This window comes from Candidatus Zixiibacteriota bacterium, from assembly GCA_040756055.1.
In the GTDB taxonomy this organism is placed as follows: Bacteria; Zixibacteria; MSB-5A5; order GN15; family FEB-12.
This window is the reverse complement of the sequence record JBFLZR010000001.1, coordinates 657793-673809: the sequence shown is the minus strand read 5'-3', so window position 1 is coordinate 673809 and position 16017 is coordinate 657793. Positions and strand designations below refer to the sequence as shown.

Annotated in this window: 14 protein-coding genes and 1 tRNA gene; 6 read left to right on the top strand and 9 right to left on the bottom strand. The window is 50.5% G+C overall.

Annotated elements, in window-relative coordinates:
* Positions 1-3: 3 nt before the first annotated feature.
* The 6 genes from AB1483_02965 to AB1483_02940 all read right to left on the bottom strand — a co-directional run bounded on the left by AB1483_02965 (position 4) and on the right by AB1483_02940 (position 4421).
* Entirely contained in the window at positions 4-978 is a 975-nt protein-coding gene (locus AB1483_02965) for a sugar phosphate nucleotidyltransferase (protein MEW6411416.1), read from the bottom strand.
* A 148-nt stretch (positions 979-1126) separates the two neighbouring features.
* The gene (locus AB1483_02960; GenBank protein MEW6411415.1) at positions 1127-1753 is read right to left on the bottom strand and encodes a hypothetical protein; all 627 of its coding nucleotides are present in this window, start codon (positions 1751-1753) and stop codon (positions 1127-1129) included.
* 5 nt (positions 1754-1758) lie between these two features.
* Positions 1759-2577: a hypothetical protein gene (locus AB1483_02955; GenBank protein MEW6411414.1), complete on the bottom strand. Its 819-nt coding sequence runs from the start codon at positions 2575-2577 to the stop codon at positions 1759-1761.
* Positions 2578-2598: 21 nt separating this feature from the next.
* The gene (locus AB1483_02950; GenBank protein ID MEW6411413.1) at positions 2599-3285 is read right to left on the bottom strand and encodes a hypothetical protein; all 687 of its coding nucleotides are present in this window, start codon (positions 3283-3285) and stop codon (positions 2599-2601) included.
* Between the two features lie 6 nt (positions 3286-3291).
* Positions 3292-4146 (bottom strand): DUF6754 domain-containing protein, encoded by an 855-nt coding sequence (locus tag AB1483_02945; GenBank protein ID MEW6411412.1) that lies wholly within the window; start codon positions 4144-4146, stop codon positions 3292-3294.
* Positions 4147-4349: 203 nt separating this feature from the next.
* Positions 4350-4421, bottom strand: a tRNA-Glu gene (locus tag AB1483_02940).
* A gap of 485 nt (positions 4422-4906) precedes the next feature.
* Between AB1483_02940 and AB1483_02935 the strand changes: the two genes are divergently transcribed.
* Together AB1483_02935 and AB1483_02930 are read left to right on the top strand one after the other, a co-directional pair.
* The gene (locus AB1483_02935; protein MEW6411411.1) at positions 4907-7390 is read left to right on the top strand and encodes an ATP-binding protein; all 2484 of its coding nucleotides are present in this window, start codon (positions 4907-4909) and stop codon (positions 7388-7390) included.
* Positions 7391-7618: 228 nt separating this feature from the next.
* A complete protein-coding gene (locus tag AB1483_02930) occupies positions 7619-7819 on the top strand; it encodes a hypothetical protein (GenBank protein ID MEW6411410.1) in 201 nt (66 codons plus the stop codon).
* Positions 7820-7918: 99 nt separating this feature from the next.
* Here AB1483_02930 and AB1483_02925 read toward each other — a convergent pair whose 3' ends face one another.
* The gene (locus tag AB1483_02925; protein ID MEW6411409.1) at positions 7919-11275 is read right to left on the bottom strand and encodes a hypothetical protein; all 3357 of its coding nucleotides are present in this window, start codon (positions 11273-11275) and stop codon (positions 7919-7921) included.
* Between the two features lie 88 nt (positions 11276-11363).
* Positions 11364-12626 (bottom strand): UDP-N-acetylglucosamine 1-carboxyvinyltransferase, encoded by a 1263-nt coding sequence (gene murA, locus AB1483_02920; protein ID MEW6411408.1) that lies wholly within the window; start codon positions 12624-12626, stop codon positions 11364-11366.
* Positions 12627-12901: 275 nt separating this feature from the next.
* Between murA and AB1483_02915 the strand changes: the two genes are divergently transcribed.
* The 4 genes from AB1483_02915 to AB1483_02900 all read left to right on the top strand — a co-directional run bounded on the left by AB1483_02915 (position 12902) and on the right by AB1483_02900 (position 15374).
* Complete coding sequence (locus tag AB1483_02915) at positions 12902-13519, top strand: hypothetical protein (protein ID MEW6411407.1); 618 nt, start codon at positions 12902-12904, stop codon at positions 13517-13519.
* Positions 13516-13785: a hypothetical protein gene (locus AB1483_02910; GenBank protein MEW6411406.1), complete on the top strand. Its 270-nt coding sequence runs from the start codon at positions 13516-13518 to the stop codon at positions 13783-13785. The genes AB1483_02915 and AB1483_02910 overlap by 4 nt, the downstream gene beginning before the upstream one ends.
* A gap of 250 nt (positions 13786-14035) precedes the next feature.
* The gene (locus AB1483_02905; protein ID MEW6411405.1) at positions 14036-14707 is read left to right on the top strand and encodes a hypothetical protein; all 672 of its coding nucleotides are present in this window, start codon (positions 14036-14038) and stop codon (positions 14705-14707) included.
* A gap of 112 nt (positions 14708-14819) precedes the next feature.
* The gene (locus AB1483_02900) at positions 14820-15374 is read left to right on the top strand and encodes a DUF4416 family protein (GenBank protein ID MEW6411404.1); all 555 of its coding nucleotides are present in this window, start codon (positions 14820-14822) and stop codon (positions 15372-15374) included.
* A gap of 15 nt (positions 15375-15389) precedes the next feature.
* On the opposite strand, the gene AB1483_02895 is transcribed toward AB1483_02900, so the two are convergent.
* The gene (locus AB1483_02895; protein ID MEW6411403.1) at positions 15390-15938 is read right to left on the bottom strand and encodes a GNAT family protein; all 549 of its coding nucleotides are present in this window, start codon (positions 15936-15938) and stop codon (positions 15390-15392) included.
* Positions 15939-16017: the final 79 nt, after the last annotated feature.

Sequence of the window (16017 nt, the reverse complement as noted above, 5' to 3'; positions counted from 1 at the left end):
ATATTAACAACCGGATATTTCGGTTGAATCGCCAATATTGAGGATCTTTTTCCTTCCCTTGAGAACAACCTCGCGGCCCACGATAGACTCCTGTATAACCATATCTTCCACGCGGGCATCGCGACCAATGATCGAGTCGGAGATGATAGAATGTTTTATAACGGCGCCCCTGGCCAGAGAAACATTGGGACCGATCACGGACTTTTCGATTGAAACATCGTCACCCACATACACCGGCGGGATGATTACGGAATCTTGTATTCTCTCCGGTACCGGCACTTTTTTCAGAAAGTGACGGTTGGTAGACAGCATCGTTTCCTTCTTGCCGCAGTCGAACCACCCTTCTACTTCGAATGGCGTGAATTTGGTGCCGTTTGCTATCATCCTGGCGAGAGCATCGGTCAGTTGAATCTCCCCCCTGGTCGTCTTGCCGGACTCGACCAGTTTCTGGAGTTCGAGTTTCAGACTGTCGGATTCTTCGAAATAGTACAAACCTATCAATGCTAAATTGCTTTTTGGTTCTTTCGGTTTTTCGATCAGATGGGAGACATAGCCGTCATCCAGCTCGGCGATTCCGAATCGTTGCGGGTCCGGCACCTGGCGAAGACCGAGAGCGTATTTGCCCGCCCGGATGAATTTTTTAAGATCACTTTCGATGATGGTGTCGCCGAGCAGGACCATGAGTGGCGTATTCGCGACATCTCTGAGGGCGATGTGCAGAGCATAGCCGAGGCCAAGCAGTTCATCCTGAACCACGAAGGTAGAATTAAAGGAGTAATTCTTCTCGACATGCTCTTTGATCATGTCGCCTTTGTAGCCGATCACGAACCGGACTTCCTCGGGGTCGAGTTCGGTGACAGGCTCGAGCAGGTAATCGAGGATTGTTTTGCCGCCTATGTGTAAAAGCGGCTTGGGCAAGGTGAGGGTGTGCGGCTTGAGCCGGGTACCGACGCCGGCCGCTGGAATAATTACTTTCATAAAATGCTGTTCCGTTCTGCGTTTGTCTTAATAGTATGCAAACAGTCCGGTTTTGACAAGGAAATATCTTCGGAGATGTTCTAAGAGGTTAACCGGCTATGCAATATGCAGATATACGTTCGAGTGGCGCAATATTCGGGGGCGACATTTAGAGGAGTTGGTCGAAAGAACCTATCCAGTTTTCGATGAGGAACTGGACCCTGCCGATAAGAAGCGACACACGGCCCATGACGGTATAGCCGAAATGGGCGCCGAAAGCGACCATAATAAACCAGATACCTACCTGGGCGGTGACACCCAGAACGCCGGAGTGTTCTTTTGAGAAATAGAAATATATCAGCGTCGAGAGAACACCAACCACGATGATTATCGACAACAGTGTCGTCGCGAAGCCGTCTTCACCACTGAGAGACAGCATAGTATCCTGCATTTGTGGCAAAACTCGTCCGTGAAGTTCGGAAATGAGGAAAATACCGGCGGTGGTGCCCATCACGAAGGCCAGCGAGGTTCGTGATATCCAGGAGACCTTACCGCTCAGTCGAGTGAGCATCAACAATCCCAGCACACCCGGGACGATCTTCCACCAATCGCCATCGAGGATCGGCGTCCACAATTGTTGCAGGATAATCGAGTGCCAGATCAGACCGACCTGATACCCGACGGTAAGCCCTGCGAAGATGTGCTCCGCGATTCTGTATATCGGGTTGTCCCGGTACATGAAAGAGAACAGGGCCAGAGTCAGAAGAGCCATCAGCCAGAGTTGAAAGGTTTCCATTGGCCCTACCTCAATCCCTTCCCGCGTCTACCCCGTCCCAGGAAATAGCCAATGTTTCCTAAAACCACCAAGGCGATGATAAGCAGATGAACCAGCGACTGGGCCTGCATCCCGGTAACAGCATCGCCCTTTTCATTGATCAACAGTTCGTATTCGGCCGCTCCGCGCATACCTCCCAGCAATCCGACGAACTGGCCCGAAGATACATAAGCATAGAACTTCGGCGCCATCACGGCCGTGCCTCCGCAACCGATTGGAACACCGTACTGAGCGTTTACAATTGACACCCAGTAGTCAGCAGTGGCGTTATCCGCAACTTCAAAAATGAACGAAATGTCGTCGTAATTTTTAACTGAATCCATGAGCGGCAATTCTGACAAAGGGGTACCCGAGTTATCGGTTGGGAAAATTCCTTCAATTGATTGACCCATCCCGGACAAAACAGCAACGTAGCCGTATTTGTAGCCGAGATTTACGAAATCGACTCCATACTCTTTACCGTACTGCTCGGCCATCATCCTCGTTACCCTCTCAGCCATCGATGGCCCACCATAAGGTATGTTGCTAAGTGTTATCACTTTGCAGTCTTTTCTAAAGAGGTGGTGAAGTGCGGCGATTGCTATCGGCTCGCATTCGGCAATGGTTGATGGGTAGTAGTCATAGACAACCATCACATTGCAGCCATTCGGTAAAGCCTCGACAGCATCATACAATGATTGAGCCTCGGGAGTGACACCAATCGGCAGAGGGGTGGGAAAAAGAAACGGCATCACTACCGCCACTGCGACAGCCAGATAGACCCAGCGGCGGTCAATGTTTTCCATTTTCTCCCAGAAGTTCATCTCTTACCGGTTCCCCATGTATGTCCGTTCGATGCCAAGCATGATTCGCAGCGCCATGGAAGCGGCTCCAAGAGCGGCCCCGATGATAATACCTCTTTGGACGGCCATATTGACACCACTCATGATATAGGTGTTCAGCCACCCGGGGACGTCGCCGGGGAGCATTCCCAGGAAAGCTTCTCCCATCGGAACTCTCACCAGCATGATCAACGTGGCGGTTAGCAAAAGCAGCGTGGCTTGTGCGGAGCGGGCGCGGAACGCCCGGTATGCCGCTGACGCGATGTAGAAAGCGAGGGTGGCGAACATAGTCGCCATCATCGGCGCCTGCATGTAATTGAACAGCCAGTCATATATTGAACCATCCGTGTGACCGAAGAGTGAAAATGTACCTCCGTCCACAACGTAAGTGGCCCATGAAGTGGGCAAGACTGAAGGTATCGCCATAGCGAAAACCGCAATGAGGGTTAGCAGTTTGTAACCCCACCCGGCCTTTTTCCTGGCTACCGAGGACCAATTGACCCTGATTATCGACGCAACGCCGAGTATGAGCGTAAATCCGCCCACAATTGTCAGCCAGACGGTGAATTCCTGGCGGAGGCTTCCAATGGGAGTGTCGCCACGGAAAAAGAATGCCACGACCAGTACGAATCCGGAGATGAAAGCCATGATTGTCGGTATAGCAGTACGCATGCAGTATTAGACTTCCTCAAACAGGCTGATAAACCAGTCGCCGAACCCAAAAGTGGCCAACAGAACACCAATGATTACCATGACGACGATGATCACCTTAATGAAATCCTGCCCTTTCAGCCCGCCAGTCATCACCGGTTCGCGGGACAGATAGGCAGACGCCGCATACAACTCTTCGCCCATCAGGGTGTAGTCGCAGGCGGCAATGAAGAACGGAAGCTGCTCGGCCCGGGCGGTACCGGCTATCTGAATTGAGCCTGCGGCGTTTCCGGTTTCAGCCAACAAGAGTGACTCGGCAAAGAAAGCGCCCATATAGATGTTTGTGGCAGGCCGCTCTCGCATCATATAGCCGTTGACCGTCGCCGTGAACGCGAATTGCTCACCGGCCACGTAGCGAACGGTGTCTTTATCGTAAGAGTCTTTTCTGCCCATCTCGGCATAGGCCTGCTCCACGACTTCCTGTCCAGCGGCCAGGACCAAAGGATAGCGAACGGGGACCATCAGGGGAGTATCGTACTGGGCAGTAATTTTGGCGACTCTGCCGAGAATAGACACACCCGCTATCGTTTCGATCTCGTCGAGCTCCGCGATTCCAGGAATATACAGTACCGGTCTGCCCATTTCGGTAGCTCTTCCGACCGCTTCCTCTACGGCGGCGAGCCCCGCAATCTTGCGTAAATAGAGCGGCTTGCCGGCTTTGGCCCATCGGGTGTAAAGAAGTACCGCGGCGCTGAAAACGACGACCAGAATGAGGGCATTGAGTCGATCCCACCGGATGACAGTGTCCGGCGCCTGCGCCATGGCCAGGTCATAGCCAAAAATGATGATTGCTGAGACTAAATAAAGGCAGTGTCGAAACATATGCTTAAAATCAGTGGGCACAGACGAATATAGTCTGTAACCATCAAATGTCAATCAGTATAACCACGTGTAATAGACGTGTCGACAGTGGTGGTGTTGACAGGATTGACAAGATGCGCAGATGTAACGCGACGAATTTCTGTGAATACACCAAAAAGAACACCGGGTGTTTTCAATATTATTCGAAAACACCCGGAGCTTTCCAGCGGTACGGGGGATCGAACCCCGGTTTGATGGCTGAGAACCACCCGTCCTAACCACTAGACGATACCGCCATTCAATGCGCAATGCTAAAAAGCAACGGCTAAAGATATTATATGACCCGGATGCCTGTCAAGAAATAAGATTATGTTGATTATCAACGACTTACAAGGCCCTTTTCTGTAATAATAAGGCCATGAACGGGTTACTAAAAGTCACAATTTCGCGTTTTTTTTAAGATTTTTGTATCGACAATAATGCCAATACGGCACTGCCGCTGCCATTGTGGCCGCTACTTTCAGATTTTATTGTCTATTAACAGCTTATTAAGAAGAGATTCTACGCAGGTCATGCAGGCTGATGTCGGCCGATTTAGTGCCGGTTGACAGGCGTTCCGGGCAATATTAGGCCGGCTTTCGAATATTTAGGGGTGAGTATTGTCAACCGGAGAACCAGTCGGCCGGCTGTGACTGTTGTTGAGGTGAATACCTGTTTTTAACTTTTTTCGATTAACGTAGTCTTTATATTACCGGTCAACGTTTCACAAACGGAGGAATAGATGCCCGCACGAATGCCCCGGAAGATAAAATCACCGCGAGAACTCAAATTCAAAGACCTTGATTACACGATAGATTTCAGTCCAGCCAGAATAAAGACCTCAAAGGATGTTCCCCGCTGCGCGGGCATCATCGGGCAGGTGAAGGCTATTGAAGCTATCAAGCTGGGGCTCAGCGTCAGAAGCGCCGGTTACAATATTTTCGTGACCGGTTTATCGGGAACGGGACGATCGACGACTATCAAGCTTCTTTTGGAGCAGCTCGACCAGGAAAGGCCGCAACTGAACGACATCTGCTATGTGAACAACTTCAAAAACGAAGACCAGCCGAAAGTATTGACTTTCAAGGCGGGCGACGGCACTCGGTTCAAGAAGGATGTAAATTATCTTATTGGCTCGGTCCGCAAGGTCGTTCCCAAGATATTCATGTCCGAGGATTACAAGGATCGTCAGAGCAGGATCATCCGCGAGTTCGAGGGTCGTCAGAAGGACATCATCAATGCTTTTGAGGATAAGCTGACCGAAGGTGGATTCGTGATGGTTCAGCTCCAAATCGGCATGGGCGTACGCAATGAGATACAGCCGTTGATTGATGGTGAGCCGAATTCTCTGGAGAAGCTTGAGCGTTTGGCGAAGGAGGGCAAGTTTTCGCTTTCGCGGCTCGATGAGCTTCGCCGGCGGTGGGACAGTCTTCGTCGCGAGTTCGACACTGTTACGGTCGAGTCAAAGAAGCTCACCAATAAGCTTGAAGATGCTCTGGGCAAGCTCGATCTGGATATACTATCACCGCTTATTTCGGACAAGATCGCTCTTTTGAAGAAGAGATATCCCGAGGATAAGGTACAGCAGTACCTGGATGAGGTTGAGGAAGCTCTACTGGGCGATATAGATCGTTTTCGTGAAGCACAGCCCAGACGGGGTGAAGAGGAGCCTCCGCCGTTTCGCAAGCGCGAGCCGTTCGAAGAGTTTTCGGTTAACTTGATTCTGGACAATTCCGAGGCCGAAAAAGCGCCGATAGTAATCGAAAAATCGCCATCGTATAAAAATATATTTGGATCGCTCGAGCGTGTGGTAGACCGCTTCGGATACTGGCGAACGGATTTCACGCGTATTTTTTCGGGCTCGCTGCTGCAGGCATCGGGTGGATTTTTCATCATGAATGCGATGGATGTGCTTACCGAGCCGGGCATGTGGACATTTTTGAAAAGGGCACTTCGCAACCGTGAGATCGAGATCACCGGTTATGATCCGTTCTACATGATGGCCGGCGCCGGTATCAAACCTGAGCCTATTCCGCTGGATGTCAAGGTGGTGTTAATTGGTGAGCCGGAGATTTATCGTCTGTTGTGGCGTCTCGATGAGGATTTCAAGAAGATTTTCAAGGTCAAGGCGGAGTTCGACAATGTTATGCCGCTGACGAAGAAGAGCCTTCGGGAGTACTTCGAGTTTGTCCGCAAGGTTGTTGACGACGAGCAGCTTATGCCGTTCGATGTCACCGGCATGCAGGCTGTCTGTGAGTACGGCATGCGTCTGTCGGGTCGTCGCGATCGGCTCACAACGCGGTTCACGCCGGTTTCGGATATAATCAAAGAAAGTGCTTTCTGCGCCCAGGAGCGCCAGGGGAAACAGGTTACGCGAGAAGACGTGCATTGTGCTATCCGCAACAAGCGCTCGCGCATAAACCTGGTCGAGGAGAAGATTCAGGAGCTGTATGACGACAATACATTGATGGTATCGACCACCGGCTCAGCGGTGGGTCAGATTAACGGCCTCTCCGTGTACAATCTCGGTGAGTATTCGTTTGGCAGGCCCACCAGAATCACGGTCAATACGGCGCTCGGCAAGGAGGGTGTGATCAACATTGAGCGCGAGGCGGATTTGTCGGGCCCGATTCACAACAAGGGCGTGCTGGTATTGAGTGGATACTTGAGGGAGATGTTCGCGCAGGACAAGCCCCTGGCCATGGCGGCATCGATATCGTTCGAGCAATCATACAGCGGTGTTGATGGTGACTCGGCATCGTCAACCGAGATATACGCCATACTTTCATCGATCTCCGGAATTCCCATCAGGCAAGACATCGCGGTCACGGGATCAGTCAATCAGAAGGGCGAGATTCAGCCGATTGGCGGTGTAAATGAGAAAGTTGAGGGGTTCTTCGACGTATGCAAATCGCGGCGCCTCACCGGCAGGCAGGGCGTGATCATCCCTCATCAGAACGTATCTGATTTAATGCTTCGTCCGGACGTCAATGAGGCCATCAAGGCGGGCAAGTTCCATATCTATCCGGTGAAGACGATTGAAGAGGGGATCGAGATTCTCACCGGAGTGCCTGCGGGCAAACGTCGTGCCACCGGAAAGTTTCAAGCGCATACGGTGCTTGGCCGGGTGGACGCCAAGCTTCACGAAATGGCGCTCGCGCTTCAAAATTACGGACGAATCCAGGCGAACAACAACGGCAAGAAACCCTCCGGGAAAAAGAAATAGCATGCGTTGGTCGATGCGTATGTAAACGCATCGACCGCGCACATCAGATTCGCCGCAGACTGCAATTTGGACTCACTCTTACAAATTTGACTTCAAATACTCTCATCGCCGCACATTTGTTGATGCAATTTTTTTTTATCAGATTGACTATTTTATTAACTTTTTTCTTGACATGAATTCCATTCAGGTTGTTTTTTGATTTAGAATCCTTTATATGGAGGACGTTCAATGCGCAAAGCTAAAAAGAAGGTAACGAAGAAGAAAGTTACCAAGAAGAAAGCCGCGAAGAAGAAAGCAGCTCCGAAGAAGAAGGTTGCAAAGAAGAAAGCGACGAAGAAGGTTCGTTGCGCAGCCAAGACAAAAGACGGCAAGGCTTGCAAGCGCTTCACGGATGGAAAGAGCAAATATTGCTCGGTCCACAAGAAGTAGAAATAGTAAGTCTTACAACTTAAGAAAAACGCGGTCACTTTGTGACCGCGTTTTTTTATGTTCGGCATCAACGACGGCGCTGATGAATCGACGGACCGCTTAGAAATCCGCTCCGAATGAGAAGTAATAGCTCGGCTTGTCCGAGATCCGGTTGAGATCGGTTGACCAGGCCAGGTCATACCTGAGCAGAAAGAATCCGAGATTCATCCTCATACCGAATCCAAAGCCCATCTTAATGTCTTGCAGTCGGTCCTGTCCCCCGCTGGAGGTGCCGCCCTTGAAGTTATCGCCGAACCAGGCCGAGCCTATATCGGTGAAGATGGCGCCACCCACCCGGCTGATGACAATGGGCAGCGGGAAGCGCATGGCGAAATAATCAATCATGGGGAATCTGAACTCGGCGTTGACCAGGCCGTAGCGATCACCCGACAGTTCGTAATAGGGAACGCCGCGAAGCGGTGTGATAACATCGGCGAAATACAGGTTCTCAACCTCGAATACCTCGGCATCGAGAGTGCGGTTGCCGATCCAGTTGGTGGTTCCTCCGAGGAAATATTGTTTAGGCGTCGAGCCGAACGAGGCGCCTCCCGAAAATCGCAGGGCTATTGAGAATGTCTTTTTGAAGTGCCAGTATTTGCGGTAATCCAACTCGGCCGCCGTGAAATTGATATCACGGCTGTCGAATAGGTTGGTGCCGCCGGAGATGGTCAGCTTGGCGCGCCTGCCGTTGACCGGCCCGGTCATTCCCCAGAGGATGTTATCGGTTACGTATGACAGTTCAGCGGTAGTGACTTTGGAGCTCCGGTCCTCGCGAGGGTCATCGAAATCGTAATACTGACGATCAATGAAGTACTGCGACACGAGAGCATCAACCCGGCTGAAGGTTGAAAACGGCCGGTTGATATAGATCTGGGCACCGTAGAAACGATCGGAGAACAGAAAATCGAAATTGTCGAGATAGTAGTTCTTCGTATGGAACAGCCCGAAGCCATAATTAGTGCGGTGTTTGTTATAGAAATAGTAAGCCTGAACGTTTGACTGGTCAATGGTATTGACCAGGTCGGTGGCCAAAAATATCTGGTGATTACCCAGGTAATCCGAGAAGACGAAGAATGATTGTCCTCTCAGGCCGAAGAAGGTGTCATAGGACAAGCCGCCGGCCACGTAATCGGGGGTAAATTTGACTTTGTACTTCTGAATCTTGTAGTTGCCGTCGGGCAGCGGGTCAGGAATCGAGTCGAACACGGCCGGTTCCTGCATGGTCGATCCAAAAGTGGTGGAACTCGAATCATCCGTCACATCGACCAGCAAATCATCGAATACGTCCTCTTTCTCATCACTGACAAAAACAAATTCATCATCATGGATTCCAGTAGCGGTGACAACGGAGTCCTGATACGATTCGCCCGCGGCAACCTCGGAGCTGTCGGTTGGAACTGCGGTGGAATCGGATGCCGCAGACAGGCTGTCTGATTCACTGCGGGTGGTGTCGCCTACCACGGCTATGCTGGTCGGCTCAACCTCGTAAGTTTCATAGTCTTTTTCGTACGGTCCCGCAAAGGGCGCGGACTGCGTCGAGTCCGTCGACTTGTCATCTGCCTTGACCGTCTGCGTTTCTCTGTCGTGGGACTTCAGCAGGTCATATTTGCCTGTCACGAAATCAGTTGCGGCAAGAATGCCGTTCTCTCCCGAGGGCGTGAGATCGCGCATCAGGAAAATATCGAAGGCGCCTTTATTGAAGGCGGAGAAAGCGATTTTCTCGCCGTCAGGAGACCACGAGATCGACCTGACGCCGGTGAGAATATCGGTAATGGGGAAATATTTTGACGAGTCGAGATAGGCGATATAGATATTATCTACTCCGTTTCGATTGGATATGAAGGCGACTTTGCTGCCATCCGGAGACACCATCGGATAGGTATTCTGTCCGGAACCGACATCGACCGGAGAAACATTATAGTTGCCGAGATCAACGCGGAAAATATTGTAGAATCCATACTCAAAGTCTCCCGGGAGATACGCTCCGGCAGAGACATAGGCGTTGTCTTCGGCCTGAGCCATCTGACTGGATGGATGGGGACGATCCGAGGAGAAAACGAGGCCGGCCGAATTGGGCATCCAGCTCGGGCTTTGATCATCGTAGCGGTCGTCGGTGACCTGTTCGATGACATCGGAATCGATATGATAGACGTAGATATCGCGCTTGTGCCCCTTGAGGGCGGCGAAAGCGATTTTGCCGCCGTCGGGCGACCACATCGGCGAGACTATATTGTAAAAGTCAAACTGCTTTCTCTTATAGATTTTATCTTTTCGAAGGTCGTAGAGCATCAGCGTCGGTTTGCCATCGGATTTAGCCACAAAGACCATCCCGTCACCATCGGGTGAAAACGACATTCCCGACACGAACGAATGAAGTGATTCCAGGTCGGCCGAGCGTTCACCCTTGACCACACGTTTGATGATCTCGCCTGTCTGGGCGGAGATAAATACAATTTCGGTATAGTCGGATTTGTCGGTATAAATAGCGATTTTGTCGCCATCGGGTGAAAACATCGGCTTCTCGTTAAAATAAGAGCCATCGTCACCGGCGTGAGTCAGTTGTTTGCCGATATCTTCGGGCTCTTTGCGTTCGGCGATATCGGGCCAGTAGCGACGTTTCATTTCCTTGGAGAAATCTTCGAAAAGCTCGTCTTCGGTCTTGCCGATGGTTTCTTTCAGGGCCCGGTTCATGGTGAGGTGTACCTTGCCTTTACGCAGGATTTTGCCCAGTTGCTCTTCCCCGTAAGTGTCGGCTATGTATTTGACCATAGCCTGACCCTGCTTGTAGGCCAAAAAACCTCCCAGCGCCCAGGGCGGTCTTATATAGTTGTTGATCGTGGCATCGCGAACAAACATATCGGAAAAGTAATCCCAACCGTGTCTGGAGGAATACTCGGCGTAGCCCTCGGCGAACCATAGGGGCAGGTTAAACAGTCTCTGGCGTGACAAAAGCGAGCTGAACATATTGCCGTACAGCAAGTCGTAGATAACGGCGTGGGTCAGTTCGTGGTGGAGAACATGGCGATATTCTTCGTAGGAGCCCGAAAACGGGATCACGATTCGGTTTTTGAAAGCTTCGGTGAAGCCGCCCACGCCTTCGGGTATGAGCGACGAGATGATGTTGGTCTGCTGGAAATCATTGTGAGAATTATAGACAAAAACCGGTACTCGTTTCTGGATGACATAATCGAGCTCGTTGGATATCTCCACGTATGAGGATTCCAGGACGGTGGCCGCGAACTTGGCGGTCGGGTAGGCATCTTCGTAGAAATGGATATCGAAGTGGCGGGTCTGGATGTAACTCCAGTCGAAGTCTTTGTAGCGAACCTTGTTTTTTCCGAAATAAGTCTCCTGAGCCTGAGTCAGAGCAGCCATTAGCACAGCCAGAATTATTGTGAAGACGACTATTTTTTTCATATAGAGATCACATCCTTTGAAGGCTCCGGCGGCCCGGCCGCCTGATTCTCGATTCCATCGATCGGCCTGTCATGTCAGCCGGTACGGATCACTCGTTTCTTCTTTCTATATCGGCTCCCAGCGACGATAACTTTTCTTCCATACGGTTATACCCGCGATCTATATGATAGACCCGAAGGACCTCTGATTTTCCTTTGGCGGCCAGGCCGGCGAGAACAATTCCGGCCCCGGCTCTGATGTCGGAACACATAACTTCGGCACCAGTCAATTCTTTTACGCCGTTTATGGTTGCCTCGTCACTGGAAACGTTCACATCGGCTCCGAGCCGACGCAGTTCCATGGTGTGAGAAAACCTATCTTTAAAAACAGTCTCGCGTATGTGAGATGTTCCCGAAGAGAGGCAACAGACGGCCATAATAGAGGCCTGGAGATCGGTCGGAAAGCCGGGGTACGGGAAAGTGGTAACGGAGATCGGTCTGGGCCGTTTTGGTCCTTTAATGGTAAGGCTGTTTTTCGTGACATCAGCGTGACATCCCATTTCCATCAGCTTGTGAGTTACGAGGGTAAGGTGGGATGGATCGCAGCCGGTGACTTCTATTTTTCCGCCGGTAATAGCAGCAGCGCACAGAAAAGTTCCGGCGACGAGTCTGTCTCCGGAGACGGAGTATTCGATATTCTTAAGCCTTTTGACCGGCTCCACAACTATATCGGGCGTGCCGGCGCCGTGAATTTTGGCCCCGGCTTTATTCAGAAATCTGGCGACATCGACAATCTCAGGATCGCAGGCGGCATTGGTGATAATGGTCTTATTTTTCGCCATCGCGGCGCCGAAGAGGATGTTTTCGGTGCCGGTATGCGACGGACGGTCAAAGTATATGGAGCCGCCGAGGAGGGGCTTCGCCTTGGCGGTGATATAGCCGCTTCGTTCGGTAAGTTTTGCTCCCATATCCTGAAAGGCCTTGATGTGAAAATCGACCGGTCTTGCGCCGAGCACACAACCACCGGGCAACGATACTTTTGCCTCACCCAAACGGGAAAGAATGGGGCCCAGCACGAGAAACGAGGCCCGCATCTGACGCATCAGTTCATACGGGGCGGTGTTTCGGTTCAGCGCGGAGGCATCGACCGTCATTACGTGTTTCTTGTCATCGTAGGTGACCTTCGCGCCGAGGTATTCTATTACTTTTATAACGGTGAAGATATCTCTGAGAGGCGGGACATTCTTGATGACGGTTTCGCCCTTGTCAATCAGCAGGGCAGCGACAATGATGGGCAGCGCAGCATTCTTGGATCCTTCGACTTTTACACTTCCGTTTAGCGGTTTACCACCCTTAATGATGAACTTATCCATAAGTATCCTTACTATAAGCGATTAGGGGCATCGGCCGGCCATAGGCCAGCCTCTCCCCCATGTTACTTAGACAATTGGCGTTCTAATAATGATTAACCGGTCGCCAAAAATAAACAAGAATTTTGTGGGTAGACTTATACTTGCTCGTATACAAAATCGGTACCTTTTTTGGACATTTCGTGTATAAGTTCAGAGTTGACAATTAGTACTTGGCCGATATATATAAATAGGAAAAAAACACGACGGAGAGGCCGCGAAAGCGGGAGGAGGTTCGCATGGTTGAAGCCAATCTCGACAATTTTACAATAGTCATTTTGGGGAAATGGAACGTGGCGATTTTCAACCCCCGTTGGCTCAGCGAACACGTTTTTGACAAGCCAGAGATTAACGTAGAATTTCCAGTGCAGCCTTCAGCCCCCTTCAGGATTACTGGTGACGGCGTACGCATCATCCCCCATTCCGACAGACTGATACTGGGCGCTACCAGCGACTCGGACTCCAATCTTGAACAAATGGAAGGTGTAGCTTGTAAGCTTCTTAGTGTCTTGCCTCATACACCCGTTTCGAAAATCGGCATTAATTTTGGATACGAAAGCGATCGCGAACCGGAAAGGTTGTTAGGGCTGCTGTCCACACTTGAAAGCAACCAGCTAGCGGGTTCTGGTTTAAAAATTACGGGGCGTGTATTTGGCTGGAGTTTTGAGTGTGAAGATAGAATTCTCAATCTCAAATGCGAGCTAAACGACCACGTGGCTATTGATTTCAACTTTCATTCTGATATAAAGGACTCGCAGGAGGCAAAAGCACGAATTGAGGGTAAGGTAATCCAACTTAAGAATAAGTCTAGGACCTTTATCCGAGAAGTTTTTGAGCTAGAATTGGAGGAGCAATGACACAGCATTTTGATCATGGTACAACGTCTTCTGCCGTGCAAATGGACGACTTCGTAGATTCAGCAAAACGGCCGACCTACACGGAGAGTGATGAACAGTCGACTAGCGATAAGACTGAACAGCCACTAAATTCTAAGCGGATTCGTATTAGTGACGCAAGGGCAAGCTACACAGACACGGTTCGATTCAAATTGAATATGACAGAAGAAAAAAGATTGGCTGCCATGTCAGCTTTGAATAAACGCCTGCAAAAGGCCGAAGGCTGATAGTTACGGGATGCCTTTGCATTTCACGTACCAAAAACCGGCGGGTAACCTCCGGCAGGGTGACCTGCTTTTCTTTTCTCAAGACCTAAAAGAACTTTTCAGCAAATATCATCCCTACTATGCAGAGAATTCAGATAACCGTTACTTAATGATTCTAACTCAATCTTGCGACCTTGAAAGGCGCGATAACAAGACTCCCAAAGCGAGATATGTCTCGTTATCGGTTGTTCGTGAGGCAAAATACTTATTCATGGCTGAAGTTTCGAAGCGAAAGAAACATGAGTCAGAAAAAAAGTACAATATATGCGATCGCAAGAAGCGTGAGGGGTTCGGTGATTTTCTGAGGAAACTCTTAAACAACAATTTGAATGATTACTTCTACCTAGCCGAAGACCCTGATTTAGGGCTTTATGAACCTCATGTGGCATACTTAAACCTCTCTGTGGCAATTAGAGCTGCAGATCACTATGACAAGTGTCTGGGAGCCCGGTTTGGTCAATTGACGGAGATATTTAGGGCGAAGCTGGGTTGGTTGATAGGTAATGCCTACTCTCGGGTAGGAACACAGGACTGGACTCCAGAATATATATCCGAGAAGGAGTTTTCTAAAATAATCGATGAAGTAATGGATAGTACCTGTTTCTGGACAACCAGCGACGGACGCCGTTATTTCGAGGACAGAGTCCGCGAGATGAAGGAACAGCAGGGAGACGATTTCTCGGAACCTGATGAGATGAAAATCAAAGAAATTCTTTCGGAGTACGCTGACACCCAGGATAATATGAGACAAAGATTCGCTGATACTGTGTCAAAAGGGATAGTGGCCGGTTTCGGCAATCAACTATCATCGGAGCAAGTAGGCGAGATCCAAAAGTATCTTGCGACAAGCCCAGATGTGGATAAGTTCTTGCGGCGTCCGTGAATGAAACTAGCCCCCCGCGGCACAAGCGCCTCCGTAAATCAGCATGAGTCTAAATTACGCTTCGCGGACTGTTTTTGTTGATTCCCCTCGTTTAAGTCACAATTAATACGCCATGGCAAGGATACAGAAACCACCCCCGGGACGGCTCATCGTGTCCATTATGTACTCATCGATGGATGCTCTGGCGGAAGGCGTCAAGATGCTCGAAAAGAAATTCGGGAGAGTTCAGTACGAGACGCTGGAGATAGCGTGCTGCGATGCTGAGGAGTACCGCGAGGAGATGGGTGAAGATCTGCTGAGACGGTTTTATTCGTTCGATGGTCTGGTACCGCGCGACTCCCTTCCGGATTTGAAGGCGGCCTGTTATAAGATAGAGCCGAGGTTCTCCGATACGGTGGACGGATATCATTTCAGGACGATTAATATCGATCCGGGCATACTGACCCCATCGGCGCTCGTGATGGCATCACACAAAGAATACAATCACCGGATTTATCTGTGCGACGGGGTCTGGGGTGAGATGGCGCTTATATTCGCTCACGGCAAGTTTTGCCGGTTGCCGTGGACCAATCCGGATTTCTGCTCTGATGAAGCGGTCGATTTTTTCGAACGGGTCAGAAGTACTTTTGAGATAATCGAGCCGGCCCAGGAAGTCCTGCCCCTGTAATACCGCGAGAGGTCTTCACCGGCGGCGTTGACGCCACTCGTGCTCCAGAATGGAATAGATATAGTTGTCGACGAAAGTGCCGTTTTTGAAGGCCGCCTGACGAAGCAGTCCTTCTCTGGTGAAACCGACTTTCTCCAGAAGCATCGATGAGGGCGCATTCTCCGGAAATACATGGGCGTAAACCCGGTGCAGGTTGACTTCGCAAAAACAGAAGCCCAGAATGAGGTTGACAGCTTCGGTCATTATCCCCTGGCGCCAATAGGGCGTCGCCAGCCAATAACCGATCTCACCTTTATGATGAAAATGATCAATGGCCTCAAGCCCGATGCCGCCGATGATTTCACCGTTTTGTTTGTCTTCGATGCCGAAGTGGAAGGCGAGTTTCTTGCGGCGCGTCGAGCGGGCCAGCTTAATAAAGTCGTGGGCGTGTCTTATGGTGTAAGGGTGGGGAATGAAGGTGTAGCGGCTGACGGCTTCATCGGAAGCATAGCGGAAAATCGAGACGGCATCCGAACCGCGGTGGACCCTCAGGTTGATCCTGGTACCTTCAATTTTCTTAATCATAGTTAAGACGACTTCAAGGGTTATCTTCGTTGCCCCGAAGGTGACAAGATGCAGACCGGGGCCGGAGATATCAAGCTCA